Annotated in this window: 22 protein-coding genes; 6 read left to right on the top strand and 16 right to left on the bottom strand. The window is 55.9% G+C overall.

The annotated features are described in order from the left end of the window. Window positions 1–207: 207 nt before the first annotated feature. Window positions 208–2,886: a preprotein translocase subunit SecA gene (secA, locus tag KKW20_RS11655; RefSeq protein WP_214568066.1), complete on the bottom strand. Its 2,679-nt coding sequence runs from the start codon at window positions 2,884–2,886 to the stop codon at window positions 208–210. A 179-nt stretch (window positions 2,887–3,065) separates the two neighbouring features. Between secA and KKW20_RS11660 the strand changes: the two genes are divergently transcribed. From KKW20_RS11660 to KKW20_RS11675, 4 genes are all read left to right on the top strand, one after another. Further along, window positions 3,066–3,980, top strand: a complete 915-nt coding sequence (locus KKW20_RS11660) for a peptidylprolyl isomerase (protein WP_343207587.1) — start codon at window positions 3,066–3,068, stop codon at window positions 3,978–3,980. 10 nt (window positions 3,981–3,990) lie between these two features. After that, window positions 3,991–5,292, top strand: a complete 1,302-nt coding sequence (gene argJ, locus KKW20_RS11665; protein WP_214568067.1) for a bifunctional glutamate N-acetyltransferase/amino-acid acetyltransferase ArgJ — start codon at window positions 3,991–3,993, stop codon at window positions 5,290–5,292. 128 nt (window positions 5,293–5,420) lie between these two features. Then, the gene (mutT, locus tag KKW20_RS11670) at window positions 5,421–5,825 is read left to right on the top strand and encodes an 8-oxo-dGTP diphosphatase MutT (RefSeq protein WP_214568068.1); all 405 of its coding nucleotides are present in this window, start codon (window positions 5,421–5,423) and stop codon (window positions 5,823–5,825) included. A gap of 87 nt (window positions 5,826–5,912) precedes the next feature. Next, window positions 5,913–6,053, top strand: a complete 141-nt coding sequence (locus tag KKW20_RS11675) for a hypothetical protein (protein ID WP_214568069.1) — start codon at window positions 5,913–5,915, stop codon at window positions 6,051–6,053. Window positions 6,054–6,141: 88 nt separating this feature from the next. Here KKW20_RS11675 and infB read toward each other — a convergent pair whose 3' ends face one another. The 10 genes from infB to pip form a co-directional block, all read right to left on the bottom strand. Continuing rightward, entirely contained in the window at window positions 6,142–8,658 is a 2,517-nt protein-coding gene (infB, locus tag KKW20_RS11680) for a translation initiation factor IF-2 (RefSeq protein ID WP_214568070.1), read from the bottom strand. Then, a complete protein-coding gene (locus KKW20_RS11685) occupies window positions 8,655–9,293 on the bottom strand; it encodes an RNA-binding protein (protein ID WP_214568071.1) in 639 nt (212 codons plus the stop codon). Before KKW20_RS11685 ends, infB begins: the two co-directional genes overlap by 4 nt. A 23-nt stretch (window positions 9,294–9,316) precedes the next feature. Then, complete coding sequence (nusA, locus tag KKW20_RS11690; protein ID WP_214568072.1) at window positions 9,317–10,939, bottom strand: transcription termination factor NusA; 1,623 nt, start codon at window positions 10,937–10,939, stop codon at window positions 9,317–9,319. A 2-nt stretch (window positions 10,940–10,941) separates the two neighbouring features. After that, a complete protein-coding gene (gene rimP, locus KKW20_RS11695) occupies window positions 10,942–11,526 on the bottom strand; it encodes a ribosome maturation factor RimP (protein WP_214568073.1) in 585 nt (194 codons plus the stop codon). Window positions 11,527–11,694: 168 nt separating this feature from the next. Beyond that, window positions 11,695–12,720, bottom strand: coding sequence for a RhuM family protein (gene rhuM / locus KKW20_RS11700; protein ID WP_214568074.1), 1,026 nt, complete (start codon window positions 12,718–12,720; stop codon window positions 11,695–11,697). Between the two features lie 66 nt (window positions 12,721–12,786). Further along, window positions 12,787–13,416, bottom strand: a complete 630-nt coding sequence (locus tag KKW20_RS11705) for a CDGSH iron-sulfur domain-containing protein (RefSeq protein WP_214568075.1) — start codon at window positions 13,414–13,416, stop codon at window positions 12,787–12,789. 130 nt (window positions 13,417–13,546) lie between these two features. Further along, on the bottom strand, window positions 13,547–15,100 hold the full coding sequence (locus KKW20_RS11710) for an ArnT family glycosyltransferase (RefSeq protein ID WP_214568076.1): 1,554 nt from the start codon (window positions 15,098–15,100) through the stop codon (window positions 13,547–13,549). Next, window positions 15,097–15,420, bottom strand: coding sequence for a lipid-A-disaccharide synthase N-terminal domain-containing protein (locus tag KKW20_RS11715; RefSeq protein ID WP_214568077.1), 324 nt, complete (start codon window positions 15,418–15,420; stop codon window positions 15,097–15,099). The genes KKW20_RS11710 and KKW20_RS11715 overlap by 4 nt, the downstream gene beginning before the upstream one ends. Before the next feature lie 4 nt (window positions 15,421–15,424). Then, a complete protein-coding gene (locus tag KKW20_RS11720; protein WP_214568078.1) occupies window positions 15,425–16,237 on the bottom strand; it encodes a glycosyltransferase family 2 protein in 813 nt (270 codons plus the stop codon). Between the two features lie 127 nt (window positions 16,238–16,364). After that, window positions 16,365–17,351 (bottom strand): prolyl aminopeptidase, encoded by a 987-nt coding sequence (pip, locus tag KKW20_RS11725; protein WP_214568079.1) that lies wholly within the window; start codon window positions 17,349–17,351, stop codon window positions 16,365–16,367. A 50-nt stretch (window positions 17,352–17,401) separates the two neighbouring features. Here pip and ubiG point away from each other — a divergent pair, with 50 nt between their 5' ends. Beyond that, window positions 17,402–18,145, top strand: a complete 744-nt coding sequence (gene ubiG, locus KKW20_RS11730; RefSeq protein WP_214568080.1) for a bifunctional 2-polyprenyl-6-hydroxyphenol methylase/3-demethylubiquinol 3-O-methyltransferase UbiG — start codon at window positions 17,402–17,404, stop codon at window positions 18,143–18,145. Window positions 18,146–18,196: 51 nt separating this feature from the next. Next, window positions 18,197–18,409, top strand: coding sequence for a hypothetical protein (locus KKW20_RS11735; protein WP_214568081.1), 213 nt, complete (start codon window positions 18,197–18,199; stop codon window positions 18,407–18,409). Here the strand turns inward: KKW20_RS11735 and KKW20_RS11740 are convergent. Genes KKW20_RS11740 through KKW20_RS11760 form a run of 5 tightly spaced genes read right to left on the bottom strand, consistent with a single transcriptional unit; the run spans window position 18,406 to window position 21,471 of the window. Continuing rightward, window positions 18,406–19,191: a GNAT family N-acetyltransferase gene (locus KKW20_RS11740; RefSeq protein WP_214568082.1), complete on the bottom strand. Its 786-nt coding sequence runs from the start codon at window positions 19,189–19,191 to the stop codon at window positions 18,406–18,408. The two genes, KKW20_RS11735 and KKW20_RS11740, sit on opposite strands and share 4 nt — an antisense overlap. Further along, entirely contained in the window at window positions 19,188–19,637 is a 450-nt protein-coding gene (locus tag KKW20_RS11745; protein ID WP_425514271.1) for a MarR family winged helix-turn-helix transcriptional regulator, read from the bottom strand. The genes KKW20_RS11740 and KKW20_RS11745 overlap by 4 nt, the downstream gene beginning before the upstream one ends. After that, the gene (locus KKW20_RS11750) at window positions 19,634–20,452 is read right to left on the bottom strand and encodes a carbon-nitrogen hydrolase family protein (protein WP_214568084.1); all 819 of its coding nucleotides are present in this window, start codon (window positions 20,450–20,452) and stop codon (window positions 19,634–19,636) included. Before KKW20_RS11750 ends, KKW20_RS11745 begins: the two co-directional genes overlap by 4 nt. After that, entirely contained in the window at window positions 20,452–20,715 is a 264-nt protein-coding gene (gene grxC / locus KKW20_RS11755) for a glutaredoxin 3 (RefSeq protein WP_214568085.1), read from the bottom strand. The genes KKW20_RS11750 and grxC overlap by 1 nt, the downstream gene beginning before the upstream one ends. A gap of 39 nt (window positions 20,716–20,754) precedes the next feature. After that, window positions 20,755–21,471: a ComF family protein gene (locus tag KKW20_RS11760; protein ID WP_214568086.1), complete on the bottom strand. Its 717-nt coding sequence runs from the start codon at window positions 21,469–21,471 to the stop codon at window positions 20,755–20,757. Window positions 21,472–21,483: the final 12 nt, after the last annotated feature.

Consider the following 21,483-nt stretch of genomic DNA (forward strand, 5'->3'; position numbering starts at 1 on the left):
CTATAAGATTATTTCATCCTCATAGTGGCAGGCGAATGTGCCGGATTTACGGAGGTGTTGTGGAAATTTCGATGCGAAGAGACACAGGAATATCGTTAATTTTCAGACAACTACACCGCCCCTGCCGCATTTTTGCCCAAGGCCAAACATGATTGCGCCCCACCGATCGCTCGGCGGGGCGCATAAAGTTTTAACCGTTTTGCTGGCTCAGAGTTTGCCGTGGCAATGCTTGAATTTTTGGCCTGATCCACACGGACACATGTCGTTGCGGGCAGGGTTACCCCATGTTTCAGGTTTGTTTTCATCAAACCCTTCTGCCTCAACTGGCGTCGCTGGGTTCACATCGCCCGCACCCGCGGCGGCCTGCTGTTGCTGGATCATTTTCTGCATCATCGCAGCCTGCTCTTCTTCGGTCATTGGGCGGATTTGCGACAAACGCTTGGTGACATCAGCGCGCAGCCCGTCCAGAAGGCTTTCAAACAGTTGGAACGCTTCGTTTTTATACTCATTCAGCGGATCACGCTGTGCGTAGCCACGGAAGCCGACAACAGACCGCAAGTGATCCAGCGTCAGCAAATGCTCGCGCCATTTTGCGTCAATCGTCTGTAACAGAATCTGTTTTTCGATCGAGCGCATATTTTCCGGGCCGAAATCAACGGCCTTTTTCGCCATCATTTCATCAGCCGCATCCGAAATGCGCTCGCTGATCGTATCATCATCGACGCCCTCTTCAGCGGCCCAGTCGATCACCGGAAGATCAATGTTCAGATTTTCAATCAAAGCGGCATAAAGCCCCTGAGTGTCCCACTGATCCGCATAGGTTTTTGGTGGCATATAGGCGCCGACCAGGTCGTCGATCACCTGGTTGCGCATATCGCCAACAATTTCGGACAGGTCGTCGGTTTCCATGATTTCCATGCGCTGCGAAAAGATCGCTTTGCGCTGGTCGTTCATCACGTCATCGAATTTCAGCAACTGTTTACGAATGTCAAAGTTGCGCCCTTCGACCTTGGCCTGCGCGCGTTCCAATGACTTGTTCACCCAAGGGTGCACAATGGCTTCGCCTTCTTTCATGCCCAATGTCGAGAGCACTTTTTCAAGGCGTTCAGAGCCAAAGATCCGCATTAGATCGTCTTCGAGCGACAGGAAGAAGCTTGACCGACCGGGATCCCCCTGACGGCCAGAACGGCCGCGCAGCTGGTTGTCAATCCGGCGACTTTCGTGACGTTCCGTGGCCAGAACAAACAGCCCCCCCGCGTCCTTCACCGCTTGCTCATCCGCTTTGTGATCCGCTTCGATTTGCGCCCGCAAGGCTTCGTGATCGCCATCCGGGTTCGCCTCAATCGCTTGCATGATCTTAAATTCGACGTTGCCGCCAAGTTTAATATCCGTCCCACGACCGGCCATGTTGGTGGCGATGGTCACGGCGCCCAGCTTGCCCGCGTCGGCCACAATCTGCGCCTCGCGTTCGTGTTGGCGCGCGTTCAGCACGTCATGGGGGACGCCCGCATCAGTCAAAAGCTGAGACAGCTGTTCCGATTTGTCGATGGATGTGGTGCCGACCAGCATCGGCTGACCCTTGGCATTGGCCTCTTTGACCTCTTTCACAATCGCTTCGAGTTTTTCTTTGGTGGTGCGATACACCGCATCGTGATCATCAATCCGCGCAATCGGCCGGTTGGTTGGCACTTCGACCACACCAAGCGAATAGATCTCGTCAAATTCATCCGCTTCGGTCAGCGCGGTACCGGTCATGCCAGCCAGCTTGTCATAAAGGCGGAAGTAGTTCTGGAAGGTCACGGATGCGAGCGTCACGTTTTCCGGCTGGGTTTTGCAGCCCTCTTTCGCCTCAATCGCCTGATGCAGACCATCTGACAAACGACGCCCGGCCATCATCCGACCGGTGAATTCGTCGATCAGCATCACTTCACCGTCACGCACGATGTAATCTTTGTCCCGTGCAAACAGTTTATGCGCCCGCAAACCTTGGTTCAGGTGGTGGACGATGGTGGTGCTTTCGGCATCATACAAAGACTGGCCTTCGGGCAACAGATTATGGGCGTGCACCAGCTCTTCCAGAAACTCATTGCCCTCTTCGGTAAAGGTCGCGCTGCGGCCTTTTTCATCGAGGGTGTAATGTTCTTCTGTCAGTTCCGGGATCAGCGCATCAATCGTCACATAAAGCTCTGACCGGTCCTCGGATGGGCCGGAAATGATCAATGGGGTTCGCGCCTCATCAATCAGGATCGAATCCACCTCATCCACAATCGCAAAGAAATGATCCCGCTGGGACATGTCTTTCAGCTCAGATTTCATGTTATCGCGCAGATAATCAAACCCAAGCTCGTTGTTGGTGGCATAGGTCACATCACAGGCATAAGCCGCGCGCTTTTCGTCTTCGGGCTGTTGGGGATAGATCACGCCGGTGGTCATGCCCAATGCCTCAAACACATTGTTCATCCACTCGCTGTCACGACGCGCAAGGTAATCGTTCACCGTGACCACATGCACACCGCGCCCAGTCAGCGCGTTCAAATAGGCCGGGAAAGTCGCCACAAGGGTTTTCCCCTCGCCGGTCTTCATTTCCGAGATATTGCCCTGATGCAGGAAAATCCCGCCCATCAGCTGGGTGTCAAAAGCACGCAATCCAAGCGACCGCTTTGCGGCTTCGCGACAGTTCGCAAAGGCCTCGGGCAGGACATCGTCCAGTTTCTCGCCATCCGCCACACGCGCCTTTAGCGCTTCGGTTTTGGCCTTGATGCCCTCGTCAGTGAGGGCGGCAAATTCTTCCTCAAGCGCGTTGATCTTATCCACGATCGGTCGGGTGGCCTTGACCTTGCGGTCATTGGGCGTTCCAAAGACTTTGCGCGCGATTTTTCCAAGCATATTTTTGTGCCTCAATGGGGTTTGTCGCTGGTTGGACCAGAGGGTTCTTGCCCGTCCTCGTCTGGCCCCCTATCTAGGACCTCAAGAACCAGCGCTCTCAAGCCTCAATGCGATGTAAGCGTCAGGTGCAAAACTGTCAATGTTGCCGGGTAAACTGGCGCGCTTAGAAGGAGAAATCCGTGTTGAAACGCAACGCTTTTTTGTTGGGGTCCGCCCTGTCACTGTCACTTTGTTTGCCAGTATTTGCCGAAGATACCCAGCCGACCGGGGACGCGCCCGCACAAATGGAACAACCCGCCGCAGCAGAGGTTGCCAAGATTGATGCGACCGGCGCCACGGTTTTGGCATCGGTGAATGGCGATGACATCACCCTTGGCCACCTGATCGTCGCCCGTCAAGCCCTGCCCCAACAATACCAAGGACTGCCAAATGATGTTCTTATTCAAGGGCTTCTGGAACAGGTGATCCAGCAAACCGTGTTGGGTCAGGCGATGGGTGAACTTAGCCGTCGCGCCGAAATTGAGTTGGAAAACCAGCGCCGGTCGATGGTTGCCACCGAAAAAGTGCAACAGCTGATTTCGACCGCCGTGACCGAAGATGCCCTTCAGGCGGCCTATGACGCGACATATACGGGTGCCGAACCAACCCAAGAATTCCACGCATCACATATTTTGGTGGAAACCAAAGACGAAGCGCTCGATCTGATCAAGAAATTGTCAGAAGGCGCCGATTTTGCTGAACTCGCCAAAGAGTTTTCAACCGGTCCCTCTGGTCCCAATGGCGGTGATTTGGGTTGGTTTAGCGCGGGCATGATGGTGAAACCGTTCGAAGACGCCGTCTTGACGCTGGAACCCGGTCAGGTTTCTGAACCGGTCGAGACGCAATTTGGCTGGCATGTGGTCAAGCTGATGGAAGAGCGCATGAAAGGCGCCCCGCCCCTTGAAGAGGTGCGCGAAGAGCTGGCCGCCCAGATCGAAAATGACGCCGTAGAGCAAGCCGTTTCCAAGCTGTTGGAAGCTGCAAAAATCGACCGGATCGACCTGGATACAATCGATGCCGAAGCCATCAGCAATCTGTCGCTGCTCAGCAAATAAGGGGACTGACATGGGAAAAGCCGAAAAGATCGTCAAGCTGAAGAAAAAGATCAAAAAGCTTCGCAAAAAGCTGTTGCTCGCCCGCAATCATGTACATGATGTGGCGCCACTTGCCCCTGCGGCTTTTCCCGATTTGCCCGTGATTGCCGGGGCGCGATTTGCCGCCGCCAAAGCTGGCGTAAAATATGCGGATCGTTTCGACGTGATGTTGGCGGAACTGGCCCCCGGCAGCACAATTGCAGGCACCTTTACCAAATCCTCAACCCGGTCCGCCCCCGTTTTGGATTGTCAGGCCAAGCTGGGTGGATCCGCCGATCAAGGCGCGGCCTTTGTGGTCAACGCGGGGAATTCAAACGCGTTCACCGGCAAAGCGGGCGAGATTTCGGTTGATGCGATCACCAAGTCGGTGGCCGACACCTTGGGTGTGCCGCAATCGCGCGTCTTTTCCGCCTCGACCGGGGTGATTGGCGAACCTCTGCCCCACGACAAGATCATCGCGCGCATGGATGAGCTTGCGGGCACCCTGGTACCAGACGGCATGCAAGCCGCAGCTGAGGCCATCCGCACCACGGACACCTTTGCCAAAGGCGCAAAAGCCGACGTCAAAATCGGCGATCGGTTGGTGCATATCGCAGGCATCGCCAAAGGGTCCGGCATGATCGCGCCCGACATGGCGACGATGCTGGTATTCATCTTTACCGATGCCAAGATTGCCCAAGACGATTTACAAGCGATGCTGTCAGATCTGACCGACACGAGCTTTAACGCCATCACGGTGGACAGCGATACATCAACCTCTGACACGCTTTTGCTGGCGGCGACGGGGGCCTCTGGTGTGGACGTCGACCAAAACAACGCAGACTTCCGCGCCGCACTGAACACAGTCATGCTCGACCTTGCCCACCAAGTTGTGCGTGACGGCGAAGGTGCCACCAAGTTTGTCGAGGTCCGCGTGACCGGCACCAAGTCAGACGCGGACGCCAAGACCCATGCGCTCGCCATCGCCAATTCGCCTTTGGTCAAAACCGCCGTTGCTGGCGAGGATCCCAACTGGGGCCGCGTGGTGGCCGCCATTGGCAAATCCGGCGCCTATGCGGAACGAGACAAGTTGGCGATTTCTTTTGGTGATATTCTTGTTGCTGAAAAGGGCTTTGTCTCGCCTGACTATCGCGAAGACCAAGGGGCGGCGTATATGAAAAACGATGAGCTGGTGATCCATGTCGACTTTGGAATTGGCGATGGCCAAAGTAAAGTTTGGACCTGCGATCTGACCCATGCCTACATTCAAATCAACGCGGATTATCGGTCATAAAACCAGAAAACTAGTTTTCTAGTTTTCTAGTTTTCTAGTTTTCTAGTTTTCTAGTTTTCTAGTTTTCTAGTTTTCTAGTTTTCTAGTTTTCTAGAAAATGTCTGATCCAAACCCAGGAGAACACCCCAATGACCACCAAAGTTGTGCTTGTGTCAGCGGTCGCATTGATCGACCCAGATGGCCGGGTGTTGCTGGCCCAACGCCCCGCAGGCAAATCCATGGCGGGTCTGTGGGAATTTCCCGGTGGTAAGATCGAGCCCGGTGAAACACCGGAACACGCCTTGATCCGCGAGTTGCACGAAGAGCTGGGCATCGACACTTGGGCCTCCTGCCTTGCCCCGCTGACGTTTGCCAGCCATGCCTATGATGATTTTCATCTGTTGATGCCCGTTTTTGCCTGTCGAAAATGGGAAGGCCAGCCGCATCCACGCGAAGGCCAAGTGCTGAAATGGGTGCGCCCAGAGGCGCTTCGTGACTTTCCAATGCCACCCGCAGACCTGCCTTTGATCCCCATTTTGCGCGAATTACTGTAGTTTTCAGCGCATTTTACAAAAACTCTAGGTTAACGCCAAAATTCGTGGCATGGTTGCATTACCCACAATGACTAAGGGGGATTAGTCATGATGAGAACGATCATGTTGGGCAGTTGCGTTATGGTCCAAGGCCAATTCGTAAAAGCCCTGCAAGACGGCCGAATTGTGGTCCGTGTCGATGACCGGATCTATACTGGACGCCCAGTTGCGCAGGCAAAAGCAGCGTAACGATCACTCACCAATACAAAAAGGGACGGCACTGGGCCGTCCCTTTTTCTTTGTCTTGACGAAAGCGCCCGCCAAGGCGCCGTCGAAATTATGTCAGCGAACGGGCCACTTCTTCACGTTCAAAGATCTCGATCACATCGCCAGGGCGGATGTCTTCGTAGTTCTCAAACGCCATGCCGCATTCTTGGCCGGACAACACTTCTTTCACTTCGTCTTTAAAGCGTTTCAGCGTCTTCAGCGTGCCTTCGTGGATCACCACGTTGTCGCGCAACAGGCGTACACCCGCCGAACGACGCGCCACACCTTCGGTAACCAAACAACCGGCCACCTTACCGACATTCGACACCTTAAAGACTTCGCGGATTTCCGAGTAACCGATGAAGTTTTCACGAACTTCAGCCGACAACAGACCAGAGGCCGCCGCTTTCACGTCATCCACAAGGTCATAAATGACCGAGTAATAGCGGATTTCCACGCCCTTTTGGTTGGCAGAGTTCCGCGCCGGGGTGTTTGCCCGCACGTTAAAGCCAATCACAGGCGCACCCGAGGCTTCGGCCAGGCCGATGTCTGATTCCGTGATCGCGCCCACACCATAGTGCAGCACACGAACGCGGACTTCGTCGTTGCCGATTTTTTCCATCGCCTGAACAATCGCTTCGGCAGAACCCTGAACGTCCGCTTTCACAAGAATTGGCAATTCAGCCACATCCTGATCCGCTTTCGCCTTGGCCATCATCTGCTCCAGCGTGGTCGCAGCACCGGCGGCGGCACGTTTGTCTTTCGCAGCATGGGCGCGGTATTCAGCGATTTCACGCGCTTGCGCTTCGGTCTCAACCACGTTCAGAACGTCGCCTGCTTCTGGCGTGCCGTTCAGGCCAAGAACCTCAACCGGAACCGATGGGCCAGCCTCTGCAACGCGATCTCCTTTGTCGTTCACAAGCGCACGGACACGGCCGTATTGCTCACCCACAACAAAGATATCACCCTGTTTCAGCGTCCCGTTTTGCACCAGAACCGTGGCAACCGGACCGCGACCAACATCAAGCTGGGCTTCGATCACTGCACCCGCAGCGGCGCGTGCTGGGTTGGCCTTCAGTTCAAGAACTTCCGCCTGCAGCGCAATCGCCTCAAGCAGTTCATCCAGACCCTTGCCGGTTTTGGCCGAGACTTCGACGTCCTGCACATCACCCGACATTTTCTCAACGATCACTTCGTGCTGAAGCAGATCGGTGCGCACTTTGTCAGGGTTGGCGTCAGGCTTGTCGCATTTGTTGATCGCAACAATCATCGGCACTTTGGCGGCTTGGGCGTGGTTGATGGCTTCAACCGTTTGCGGCATCACAGCGTCATCCGCCGCAACAACCAACACAACAATATCCGTCACCTGCGCACCGCGAGCCCGCATGGATGTAAACGCGGCGTGGCCGGGCGTGTCGAGGAACGACAACAGCGCGCCATCATCGGTGGTCACCTGATAGGCGCCGATGTGCTGGGTGATGCCACCCGCCTCGCCAGCGGTCACTTTCGCATTCCGGATCGCATCCAAAAGCGAGGTTTTACCGTGGTCAACGTGGCCCATGATGGTGATCACAGGCGCGCGCGGCAACAGATCTTCGTCTTTGTCTTCAATGGTGTGGATCACGTCTTCCACATCCGCATCCGACACGCGCACGATGGTGTGGCCGAACTCTTCAATGATCAGTTCAGCGGTATCCGCGTCGATCGATTGGTTCTGCGTAACCATCATACCCATTTTCATGAGCGATTTCACAACGTCAGCAACACGTTCGGACATGCGGTTTGCCAGTTCCGAAACCACGATGGCCTCTGGAACTTTAACTTCGCGCATAACCTTTTCACGCTCGACATTGCCCATCGCTTTCTGACGCGCACGTTCTTGTTGACGACGCATCGAGGCCACAGACCGTTGGCGGCCGCGATCCCCAGACAGCGCCTGGTTCAAGGTCAGCTTGCCCGAACGACGGTTGTCGTCACGGTTGCCTTTGCCGCGGTTCTGGCGGTTCGGGTCATTGTTGGGCTGGTTCGGCGTGTTGCCACGATCCGATTTCCGAGCAACACCAGACGGCGCTTTGGCACCGCGCGCTTCCGCCGCTTGGGCCGCGGCAGGGTCTTGCTTGGCAGCCGCTGGCGCAGGTGCCTTGGCACGCGCTTTGGCTTCTTCAGCTTCGCGTTTCTTGCGCTCTTCTTCTTCCGCCTTGGCCTTCAGCGCTTCTTCACGCTCGCGCTCTTCGCGCTCTTTGGTTTCGGCTTCTTCGCGACGACGCTTACGCTCTTCTTCACGGGCCTTTTCGGCGGCTTCGCGCTTGGCGGTTTCTTCCACTTCACGGGCTTTCGCCGCCTGAAGGGCTTTCATCCGGCGATCAAGCTCGGCATCCGAAATCCCCGCGGGACGTTTGCGCGGATCACCTTTGGTTGGCGATGCGCCGCCACCAGCGGCCGCACCCGGCTTGGGTACGACAACACGTTTGCGTTTCGTTTCCACCACGACGTTTTTCGTGCGCCCATGGCTGAAGCTCTGCTTCACTTGACCGGGACGGGCTCCGCCGCGCAATCCCAAGGTCTTTTTGCCGTCATTATCGCTCATCTGGACTTCGTACCTTTCCGGCGGCCCTTGCCGCCGTCGCTCTCATTTGCACGCAACGCTGATAGTTTCACCGCTTCCTCTACAACACGGAAGGCCAAACCACCAGACGCTAGCGCGCCATGTATGACATTTTCCCGCCCGAAGGCCTGACCGAGTTCATCCCCGGTCAAACAATCGACATAGCGGTCACGCTCCGAAGGGGGGCGCAGTTTCGATTTTTGGCGTTCAGATCCGTCTGACGCCTGGATCAGAACATAGGCTTGCTCTTTCGACAGCCAGTCCTTCACCTTTTCATATCCAGCCACCGCACCGCCGGCCTTGCGCGCCAGCGAAATCAGGTGAACCACACGGTCCGCGTGTCCGCGCACCAACATATCAAGCAACCCATCGGGCACTGTGACCTGCTGTTTCGCTGACCGCGAAAACAGCCCCTTGTTGATCGCCGTGGCAATCGCCGCCCGCTGGGCCGACACGTAAATGCCGCGACCGGGAAGCTTGCCCAACAGGTCAGGCACAGCCATGCCATCCGGGCTGACCACAAAGCGGATCAGGCCCGTTTTGGGCGCGACCTCACCTGTGACAATGCACTTGCGTTCCGGCTCTTGGGGCCGTGATTTTGATCCACCGCGCGTCATGGCGCCACCTCTGAGGCCTGAGATCAGGCCTCAGCCTCCTCAGTTGTTTCGCCGTCTTCCGCGCCTTCGGCTTCCGCCGCTTCCAGCTCTTCTGGATCAACCCAACCCAGCATAATGCGGGCGGTCATCACCATGTCTTGTGCGGTTTCCAGCGTCATGCCGAACTTTTCAAGCGACCCATCGTCTTTCACGCGTTCGCCATTCACTGTTGTCCAGCCACCGGCCAGTTCCCAGTCTGCGCAGGTTGCGAAATCTTCCAGCGACTTCACACCATCTTCGGCCAAAGCCTCGACCATTTGCGGGGTCAGACCTTCGAAGGTGATCAGGCTGTCTTCGGCGCCAAGCGCACGGGCCGCATCGAGCGCCTTGGTCGCTTGTGCTTCCAAAACATCGCGGGCGCGGGCCTGAAGCTCACCAGCGGTGCCTTCATCAACACCGTCAATCACCAACAACTCGTCTACCTCAACATAGGCCACCTCTTCGAGGTTGCTAAAGCCTTCGGAGACCAGAAGCTGGGCAAAGAATTCGTCCAAGTCCAGTGTGTCCATGAACAGTTTCGTGCGCACGGCGAATTCTTTCTGACGGCGCTCGCTCTCTTCTGCTTCGGTCACGATGTCGATATCGAGCGCGGTCAGCTGACTGGCCAGACGCACGTTTTGACCACGACGACCAATGGCCAGCGACAGTTGCTCATCCGGGACAACAACTTCGATCTTGCCAGCTTCTTCGTCCAACACAACTTTCGACACTTCGGCCGGCTGCAGCGCGTTCACAAGGAAGGTTGGCTGATCTTCATTCCAAGGAATGATGTCAATCTTCTCGCCCTGAAGCTCGTTCACAACGGCCTGAACACGGGATCCGCGCATACCAACACAGGCGCCCACAGGGTCGATCGACCCATCATAAGAAATCACAGCGATCTTTGCGCGCGAACCGGGATCACGGGCCACGGCCTTGATCTCGATGATATTGTCATAGATTTCAGGCACTTCCATTTTGAAAAGCTCAGCCATGAATTCTGGTGCGGTGCGCGACAGGAAGATCTGCGGGCCACGGGTCTCGCGGCGGACATCTTTGACATAGCAGCGAATGCGATCATTGGGGCGATAGCTTTCGCGGCCGATTTTCTCGTTGCGGCGCAGAATGGCTTCGCCAGACCCCACATCCACGATCACATTGCCATATTCTTCGCGTTTAACCTGACCGTTGATGATCGTACCAACGCGGTCTTTGAATTCTTCGAACTGGCGATCACGCTCGGCTTCGCGCACCTTTTGCAAGATCACCTGCTTGGCGGATTGGGCGGCGATGCGCCCCATTTCAACCGGCGGCACTTCTTCGCTAAATGTGGCACCCACTTCAGGGTTTTCCATGTATTCTTTGGCCTGATCCACGGTGAATTCGGCCTGGTAGTTTTCCAGCTCGTCATCCGCCACAACGGTGCGCACACGGGTAAAGGTGGCGCGACCTGTTTTGCGGTCGATATGCACACGAATGTCCATTTCAGCGCCGTAACGCGATTTTGCAGCCCGAGCGAGGCTTTCTTCCATTGCTTCGATGACCAGACCGGGGTCGATCATCTTTTCGCGGGCAACAGCCTCGGCGGTTTGCAACAGCTCAAGCTGGTTGGCGGAAGTGATTGCCATGGTCAGTCCTCCTCAGAACCGGTGATTTCTTGAATTTCATCAAATTGGGCTTCATCGATCTGGCCTGCATCCTTACGGGCGCGCAGCACCTCGCGAATGAGTTCATCGGTCATGACCAGCTTGGCATCCGCCAACCAGTCAAAGTTCAAACCGATGGTGACCATCTCACCTTGGTTTTCGATCTCAATGAGAACGTCTTGGTCTTCGACACCCATCAAGGTGCCCTTGAAACGCTTGCGCCCGTCGATCAGCTCGGTGGTTTCGATCTTGGCGGTGTGACCCTGCCAAGTGTCAAAATCCTTCAGCCGCGTCAGCGGGCGGTCGATGCCGGGGGACCCAACCTCGAGCGTGTAATTGTCTTCAATCGGGTCTTCGACATCAAAGATGGCGCTGATCGCGGTTGAGATTTGCGCGCATTCATCCACCTCAATCCCACCATCGGGACGTTCAGCCATGATTTGCAATGTGGGCGTATTGCCGCCCATCAGGCGCAGGCGCACCAGTTCAAAACCCATATCCTCAATCGCGGGTTGGGCCAGACCAGCAAGGCGCTGATCAATTGATGTTTTAGCAACCAAGTCGGTCACGATACTCTCCTTGCTGGGGCCGGGCCAGATCAAAGCCGATGCCGATCCCCCAAAACAAAAAAACGGGCCAGCGGGCCCGTTGGAATTTCCGGTGGTGCCTCGGGTTTGGACCCCGATGCTCCGCTGTTGAAAAGGGATATAGGCGGGTTTTGCGGGAATTGCAAGGGGTCACCGTTTTGTCCGTGGCAACCCCCTTGCTTCCTTGGTTAATGCAGCAATATCGTCATCTGCTTCGTTGTGGCGCGCCAGCTTTTTTGCCTCTTTGTATTTTGCATATTCGCGATGCGCGTGCGTGTCTGCGATCTTTTTACTCACGGTACCGCCAGAGCGCAAAACAGCGCGCCCAAGTTGGTCAAGCTGTTTGTCCAATAAACTGCGCGCATCATCCATAGAAACCAATCGCCCCAAGTCAAGCTGGTCTTCAAAAATATCCAATAATATATTGGTTAACCTGTTGAGTTCTTTAATTTCTGCTTCAGCAAGGTAGTTTTTCGAAACTGTAACATCAGACTTTCGAATATTGTCATGTGCCCAATTGGTCAGCCCCATATTGGGTTGGTCTGCGTCAGCCCTCCCCTTAATAACCTCAGCAGGAGTGTGTGACACGACCCCATGAACAAGTTTGGCTTGAGTGGTTTTATAGAAATCCACCCACCGCTCAGATCCCGGTTCATAATCAGAGCACATCGAACAGATTTGCTTAAGTTCCCGATAGACGTTGGCTTCATCAGACCGAATGTCCCGAATAATCTCGCGCAGTTCTTTCAGACGGTCGGTATTTTCCGGGCTCTTCAAGCGAACCGAGTCGACCACAAATCCTTTCTTGGCAAATTGCACCAAAACACCGGTAGCCCAGCGTCGGAAGAGTGTCGCTTGGGCCGAAGAAACCCGGTAGCCAACTGAGATAACAACATCGAGATTGTAAAGAGTTACTGGTCTTCCCATACTTATGTGAACTTTTTTCACAGAAGTCTTTTCGTCCAACTCTCCTTCACCAAAAATATTTACGATGTGCTTGGTAACACTTGTTCGATCTTTAGCGAACAAGTCCGCAATTTGCGCCTGAGTCATCCAAAGTGTTTCGCCCTCAAACCGAATATCAAGCTGCGCGCCCCTGTCCGTTCCAAACACAAGAAATCGGTCACCAGTATCTTCGTCTTCAACGAGGTGGACAGGTTCATCTTGGCTGGTCATTGAGCAATACTCCGTAAGAACTTAATGCGAACATTACCAAGCTCCAATCGCATGCGAAAGCCCCAATCACTCCTCGCTTTTCCACCCCTGATCACTGTGCGTGCCGTCGCAAAAGGGTTTATTGCCCGACAGACCACAGCGGCAGAGCACGTATTTCTCGGCCGTTTGCCCCTGACCTGTTGGCTCAGCGGGCGGCACGATGTTTTCCACCCAAAGCGGTCCGTTTTTCTCAACGGTGATTTTCGGCACATCGCCGGTCAGATGCGCGGGCATCCCGTCTGCACCTTTCAAACTCAACGCACCAGAGGGGCAGGCCGCCACCACCGCGCGCAGCTCATCCATCGTGCCATTGTCCGGCTGCACCCACGGCTTTTCGGCGGGGTTAAAGATGTTCTTGGCGATGCGTCCACATTCTGCGGCGTGCGAGCAGAGCATCGGGTTATAAAATACAGTCGCCTCGGTCCCGGTGTATTCGATCAACCGATCACGGCCTGCTGGCTTGCCCGGCGCACTGTCAAACCCGGCGTCCGCATGGCTGCCGTCACAAAACGGTTTGGATTTCGACTGCCCACATCGGCACAACCCCATGACCGGTTTACATTCAATGGCGGCGCCATCTTCACCGGTCATTTCGCTGACATCCTTGCCGACCAAAGGACCATTTTCACGCGCTTCGATTTTTGGCTGATCATTCATCGTTGTTCCTCCCGATACAGATTGGCGGTCTGATCAGTCTGCGGGGAAGGGGGCTTTTACGCAAGGGGCGCGGGGGGTGGGATGTGGGGGCATGGGTAATCGTGGCACATGGGGTTTGCGCAAAACCGCGTTACTTAAGCGCATCCGCCGCCCACACTCCGAACCGATCCGAGCGATATTGGATTACTTTCTGTGGTGCTGCATCCTGGGCCAGACAGCCCTCGCAGGCCACAACAACGCCGCCCGGATGCTCGGCCGCCCAGCGCGTTAAATCCGCCTGATCCAGCGGAAGGTAAATCGGTGTCTCAAGACGCGCGAGAAAGTTAAACTCGGCGTGATAAGGGTGGCCAAAATAGGCGATGTCCTGCCCGTCACGCCCCTCAAATGCTGCAATGAACCCATCAAGCTGATACCGCGGCAAAAGGGGCGAATTGGCCACGCCAAGATTGGCGGCAGCCACCAACAAAAGCGACCAGATCGTGGTGCAGAGCACCGACGCTTGCCACCACGCAAAGACCGCCGCCAACGCCAAACCCAACAACACCATTGCGACCGCAAAAGGCGTGCCGGGCAAATCAGACACCGGGATCAAACTGTTGGGCGCAATCAGGATCGACCCCGCAACCACCGCACAGATAAGCGCCATCAAGGGCAGCGTCACATCCAAGGCGCGACGCCATGTCACCTGCGCCAGCGCGGCCGCGACGATCAACGCAACAAGGGGCATCTCCGGCACAAGATAATGCGCCTGTTTGCTGCCCACCAAGCTGAAAAGCACAAAAGCAGAGATCGTGGAAATCAGCAAAAACCGAATTTCTGCCCGCCGTAAAACGCGGCCAAGGCCGTGCCAGACATTCAGGTTCAGAACCCATGGAAACAGATAAACGGGTAGGAGCATCAGGAAAAACCAAGGCGGGCGGGCGTGATCAAAGACATTGGCGACCCGACCGGCAGATTGCTTCCACAAGATCTCGTTCCGGTAAACCTCGCCACCCAACAGGATCGCGGGCAAAAGCCACAAAAGAACGATACCCAGACCGATCGCAACACCCAGCGCGATGCCCCGAAACCGCAGCGCGCCTTGGGGTTTTGGGCCTTGCGCCCACAGTTTGTACGCGATCAGCGCCGGCAGAATATGCAGGAAAATCACCGGGCCTTTGGTCAAAACCCCAAGCCCAAGGGCTGCGCCAAAAAGCAACCAGCCCCGCAGCGCGCCATCCCTGATCCCATGCCAGATCCCCATAAGGCCCAGCAAGGTTGCCGTGGTCAGCATTGCGTCAAACATGGTGAGGCTGGTGTAGATTGTATAGGCCACCAACGAGCACAGCAGAACCGCGCCATTCCGCGCAATTTGCGGCGCATCCGGGAACAGCACGCGGCCCAACCGATAGGTCAGATAGATATTAAGGACCGAAAAGGCGGGTGCCACAAGCCGGGCGGCAAATTCACTGACCCCGAACACGGACCAGACCATGCTGATCAGCCAAAACAGCAACGGCGGCTTATGCGAATAAACAGCCCCGTTTTTGGTCGGTACAAAATAATCACCCGACTGATACATCTCCCATGCGACTGAGATATATCGCGTCTCGTCGATGGGAAACAACGGGCGCAGCCAGATGCCAAAACACACCAACAGTGAAAACAGCGCTGCGGCCAAAAGGACCGGGCGGTTCTGGATCATGGGGCGCCCTCATCCAGCGGAGTTTTTTGCTCTTTGTGAATCAGCACAAGATTGCGAATATAGACGATCAAGCCAAAAGACTGCCCAACGATAAACACCACATCCTGACGGTAAATCGCATAGGAAAACAGCAGCAAGCCGCCAACAATGGAAATCCACCAAAACGCCACTGGCACGTACGACCGGCCAGCGCGTTCTGACGCAATCCACTGAACAATAAAGCGCGCGGAAAACGAAAGCTGGGCGGTCAACCCAAGCGTGACCCACCAAAATTCGGTCCAGTCATCAATGGATAAAAAGTTGAAGATCGCTTCTTGCATCAGATTATCCTTTTGAACCGGCGGCGGGACTGTCCGGGGCGATCACTGTGATCTGATCACGGGCCACCTTTTTGCGACGGCGGATCAGCCATGCGACTGACAAGAGATCGGACACGCCCACAATGGCGCGGTTCAGGTTGTTATATTTCGAAACACCCCCTTCGCGGTGCTTATGCGCCACATCGGCATGGGCAATTTTCCAGCCCTCTCGCAGAAACAATGCGGGCAGATAGCGGTGCATATGATCGAAATACGGAAGCTCTAGATAAGCCGTGCGGCGGAATGCCTTTAGCCCACACCCACTGTCGCGCGTGCCATCCTTTAACAACGCGCCACGCAGCTTATTGGCGAATTTCGACGCCCAGCGCTTGGCCAATGTGTCATTGCGCTTTGCGCGCTGTCCGGCCACCAAAACCAGATCCGAACCCGCCCCCACAAAGGGCGCCAACAACGCACCGATTTGGTCAGGGGGGTTCTGTCCATCCCCGTCCAACGTGACGATAATGTCAGCATCGGCCACACGCACCGCACTGTTCACGGCCGCCGATTGTCCCGCGGAATGTGGGTGGCAGATGATATGCAAGCCGGGAATTTCACCCTGCAGCGATTTCAGCAACGCCAGCGTCCCGTCATCTGACCCATCATCGGTGACATAAATTTTTGACGCACCATATTTCGCCATCGCATCGCGACACTCGCGCAAAAAGCCAGCTGCGACCTCTTCTTCGTTTTTCATCGGAATGACAAAAGCGAAATCAAGCGCGCTGATGTGCGCGATCTCGGTCGGGTTGGTTTGCCCTTGCGATGGGTCGGTCATGACATATGCCTTTTCTTGCCTCCAGCCCAAAACACATCGGCCTTGCAGACTGGGATACAATGATGATTGGTTACGCCTTTACGACAGTTTTATACGCAAGAAAACCCACACTGGCAGATACCCGCCGTTACAGGCCGAGTGTCGAGCGTTGGCGGGCCAGTTTGTCCATCGTATGTGTCAGCTCTTCGGTGACACCACGTTCTGACAGGGCGTGACCTGCGAAATGCACCATCCGCAGGGTCGAGCTGGGCCAGCGCTTATGTAACTTATACGCCGCCTGCGGGGGGCAAATCATATCATGGCGCCCCTGGACAATCGTACCTGGAATATGGGCAATCTTGGGCATATCGCGCAAAAGCTGCCCTTCGTCCAACCACGCATTGTTCACGAAATAATGGTTCTCGAGCCGAGCAAAGGCGCGCGCATATTCTGCTGGTGCATCAATCATATGGCCACGATTTTGGATCGAAGCGAGGGCATTTTCCCACCCGGCCCACGCTTTGGCAAACCGAACCTCTTCGCGGTAGGTGCCGGAAAACAGCCGCTTATTGTAGGCGCTGATCATATCGTGGTGTTCATCCTCGGGCACGAGGGACGAAAACTCCTCCCACAGTTCGGGCCAGAACCGACCAGCTCCACCGCCGTAAAACCAATCCAACTCGGATTTTGTCGCCAAAAACACCCCGCGCAGCACCAGCCACGCGACGCGGCCCGGATGGGATTGCGCGTAAATCAGCCCAAGGGTGGCCCCCCAACTGCCGCCGAATACAATCCAACGGTCAATCCCAAGCGTAAGACGGATATGTTCAATGTCCGACACCAGATGCCAGGTGGTGTTGTCCTCGATCGCGGCATGTGGGCGCGATCGTCCACACCCGCGCTGATCAAACAGGATGATGCGATAGGTGTTGGGGTCAAAAAACCGGCGCATTTGCGGCGAACATCCGCCACCGGGACCGCCATGAAAAATCACAACTGGCATCCCATCGGGGTTGCCACATTGCTCAACATAGATCTTGTGGCCGTCGCCCACATCCAGCATATGCCGATCGTAAGGTTCGATCGGGGGGTACAGCCCTCCGGCTGCGCTGTTTTTTCCTGCGGCCTTGTCCATGGGGATACTATATAATGACTGTGAAGCCCCTGCTATCAGAAAGACGCGAGATGACCCAAAGCTCTGTTGACCCGTCCGAAGTTGAGAAATTTGCTGCTATGGCGGCGGAATGGTGGGATCCGACCGGCAAGTTTAAGCCGCTGCATATGATGAACCCGGTGCGCTTGGATTACATCACCAGCCAGATCGCAGCAGAATTTGGCCGGGATTTGACGGATGAGGCGCCTTTTGCGGGGCTAAAGATGCTCGATATCGGCTGTGGCGGCGGGCTTTTGTCCGAACCGATGGCGCGTTTAGGGGCCGAGGTTGTTGGCGCGGACGCCACCGAACGCAACATTCCCGTCGCACAAACCCACGCCGATGAAATGGGGCTGACCATTGATTATCGCCACACAACGGCCGAAGCGATTGAGGCCTCGGGCGAGCGATTCGATGTGGTTTTGAACATGGAGGTGGTCGAACATGTCGCCGACCCGCTTGCCTTTCTCACATCCTGTCAGCAGCTTTTGAAACCCGGCGGGCTCTTGTTGTGTTCGACCATCAACCGCAATCCAAAAAGCTTTATGGTGGCGATTGTTGGCGCGGAACATGTGATGCGCTGGCTGCCCAAAGGCACACATGAATGGTCGAAATTCATCACGCCTGATGAGCTGGAGGATTTGATCGCCGAAAGCCTGCTGCGCGTCGTGGACCGCAAGGGGTTTGTGTTCAACCCTGTCACTTGGAAATGGTCCATCTCTGATCGTGACCTGTCGGTGAATTACGTGACCGCCAGCGTAAAGCCCGCGCATTAATCCGCACCTCACGTACAGTACCATCCGCTACACATGAAGGACCATTTTGGGATGAAGAACCCTCCTTTTCCACCCAATGATCCCCCCAATGACGCCCATGCCGCGTGGCGGGATTATGTGAACGACGACGAGGTTCATCGCCTTCGGGTGCTTGAGGAACGGATTGAACGCAAACGGCTGAGCCTGGATGAAACCATTTCAGAACGTCAGCTGATCATGAACCGCTCAATCCGACGCATGCGCCGCGCAGCGGGTAAAGACTAATCAAGCGGCGGGCGATAGGCGCTGATGGTGGTTTCCGCCAACTCAAACCCGGCCCGACGATAAAGCCGTCCCGCATCACTGTCGGCAATCGCAACAATCACCGGGATCGCGTCCGGCGCACGTTTGCGGGCCCAATCCAGGCTGGCACAGAGCAACGACGAACACACACCGCGCCTGCGAAAATCATCATGGGTTTGTACCGATTGATAGCGGATCACGCGGGCATCATGGAAAATCCCCATATCCCCCGCCAATTGATCGCCTGAAAACGCACCGAACCACTGCCCCAAACCTTTGGCAATCTGCTCTTGGCGCGCGCGGGTGCGGTTCTCGAGAAAACTGCGCATTCCCTTTTCCGGCAGGCCGTCACGGATTTGCTCGGCAAAACAAATATCCTCAGACTGGCGCCAATCCTCGGGCGTCATCAGCGGGCGGATCTCAATCCCTTCGGGTGGCGCGGTCCGGCAAAGCGCCCCCGACAAGGTCAGCGTATCGCCCTGTTCCACCTTTAGCCCCGTGCCCGCAAACAAGTGTTCAACCGGCGCAAGGTTCAAATTGGGGATATCCCACGTCACGCAAATATGGTCCGCTTCAGGAACGTCTTGATGAAATTGCGCAATCAACGCCTGAGCGTCGGTTGGTTGGGCCTGAAAAATCACCCGGTTTCCGAACCAAAAATTGGGCTCATCCGGGCTGATTTGTACCGTGCGGTCAGGGTGGTGCGTCACCTCGGTCTGGCCCGTTAAGACCATCAAATCACTGGCAAACTCCAGCGCCTTCATTCCAACCCGCTTAACAGTTGACGCATTTCGCGCAACACAGGCAGCGCTTGTTTGATCTTATCCGTACCGATTTTGGTAACCATATTGCCAATGATTGGCGTGATGGATTGCAACGCCGCATCGCGGGCGCGCTTGCCGGCTGGTGAAATGGTCACAAATTTGCGCCGCGCATCATCCCAATCGGGGCGAATATGGATATGACCCGCCCACTCGAGCTTGTTCAGCGTGTTGGTCATCGCGCCACGCGTTACGTGAAAAGCCTTGGCCAATTGCGCCGGGCTTTTTTCCTCACCAGCGCGCGCAAGATGGTTGAGTACCGAAAAATGGCTTAGCTCCATGCCTTTTGGCAACGCTTTTGACAGACGATTTCGCGCCAGTTGGTCGGCCATGAACATCTCGCTGAACAGCGCGACGGACAGGTTATCGTTGGAACTATCCGCCATCATGGTCCTTCAAAATTACGGTCGTGGGTCAACGAAGGCACGCGCCCTCTCGCTTGCTTTACCGCATCAAGGTCCAGATCGGCCAGTGTTACGCCGGGTTTTTTTCCAGCATCCGCCAAAATCTCGCCCCAGGGCGCGATGACAAGCGAGTGGCCGTGGGTGGATCGACCGGGGGCATTTTGCCCGGTTTGCGCAGGTGCCAGCACAAAACAGCCCGTTTCAATGGCCCGCGCGCGCAAAAGACTTTCCCAATGCGCCGCACCCGTGACAGGCGAAAACGCCGCAGGCACCGTGATGATTTTCGCCCCCGCCTGTGCCAAAGCGCGGTGCAAATGAGGAAAGCGCACGTCATAGCAGATTGTCATGCCGATCTGGGCAAAATCTGTGCGCGCGACAACCGCGCGGGTGCCCGGGCGATAATGCGCGCTTTCGCGATAGGATTCCTGCGCATCAATTTCCACATCAAACATGTGGATTTTGTCGTAGCGCGCGGTGATATCCCCCGCGGGGGACATCAGAAACGACCGATTGGCGAAACGCCCGTCCGGGTCATGTGTTTTCACCGCAAGTGATCCCAAAAGAACCCAGATGCCCAGCGCCTTGGCCTCTTTTTGGATCGTGGATAAAAAATCACACTCTTCCTCATGCGAAATCGCCGCTTCTTGGGTTTTGCGGCTTGAGGACAAGATATTTGTCACCTCGGGCGTCAACACAAATGTCGCCCCGCCAGCCGCCGCCTCGCGCAGGCCGGCAAGCGTGGTGGCAAGGTTTGCGTCCGCATCCTCGCCCGACGTCATTTGGATCAGCCCAACGCGCATTACGCGGCCCCTGCCAAAAGGGGATCAAGCTTGCCTGACCGCTCCAGATCAAAAAGATCATCGCATCCGCCGACATGGGTATCACCCACGAAAATCTGCGGCACCGTGTGGCGACCATGCGCGCGCGCCATCATTTCCTGGCGTTTGTCAGGGCTAAAGCCCACGTCAATCTCGTCAAAGGCGATGTCTTTTTGGGTTAAAAGACGCTTGGCTGCATGGCAAAATCCGCACATTGCGCTTGTATAAATGGTGACCGTTTTCATGGGTATCCCTCAGCTTTGTTGCCAAGGATATATAGGATTTCACCGCCCTTTCACAACACGCGCAAGCGACAAGACACAGACGGATCGCGCGCCAGACGCATGACAGGCCAGTGCAGCGGCTGTAAAAGTGGCACCAGACGTCATCACATCATCCACCAACACAATATCGCGACCAGCAATACGCGCCCCGCGTTTGGGGTGGGGGCGAATGGCGTCTTGCATATTGGCAAACCGATCATCCGACGACAGCCCGTCGTGAACTTGCGTACGTCTTGGGCGGATCAACGCGTCGGGCATATAGTCCATCCCCAGCCGTCCGGACAGCGCCTTGGCCAATTCTGCCGCCTGATTATATCGGCGTTGAAAAAGTCGGGTCCAATGGGACGGGATCGGCACAAACACGGCATCTTCTTGCAAAATCGGTTTAACCGCACGCGCCATCCACCCGGCCGCGGGCCGCGCAAGGTCTGTTCGGTCGCCATGCTTCAGCGACAAAACAATGCGCCGCGCGTTTGCCTCGTATATCAAAGCGGACCGACCATGGGACCAAGGGCGTTCTGTCTGCATGCAATCGTCGCACTGCACCACGTCGCCGTCCCCTTCGCCGGGCAAAGGACAACCGCAAAGATCGCAAACCAACCCCTCGATAAACGGCGTATGACGCCAGCACGCACCGCACAGGCCAAAGTCGGTTTCGACAAGATCGCCACAGCTGACGCATTGCGGTGGATAAAGTAGGCTAAGCGCTGTTTGCATTTCCCGTGGCTC

Source organism: Aliiroseovarius lamellibrachiae (genome assembly GCF_018599245.1).
In the GTDB taxonomy this organism is placed as follows: domain Bacteria; phylum Pseudomonadota; class Alphaproteobacteria; order Rhodobacterales; family Rhodobacteraceae; genus Aliiroseovarius; species Aliiroseovarius lamellibrachiae.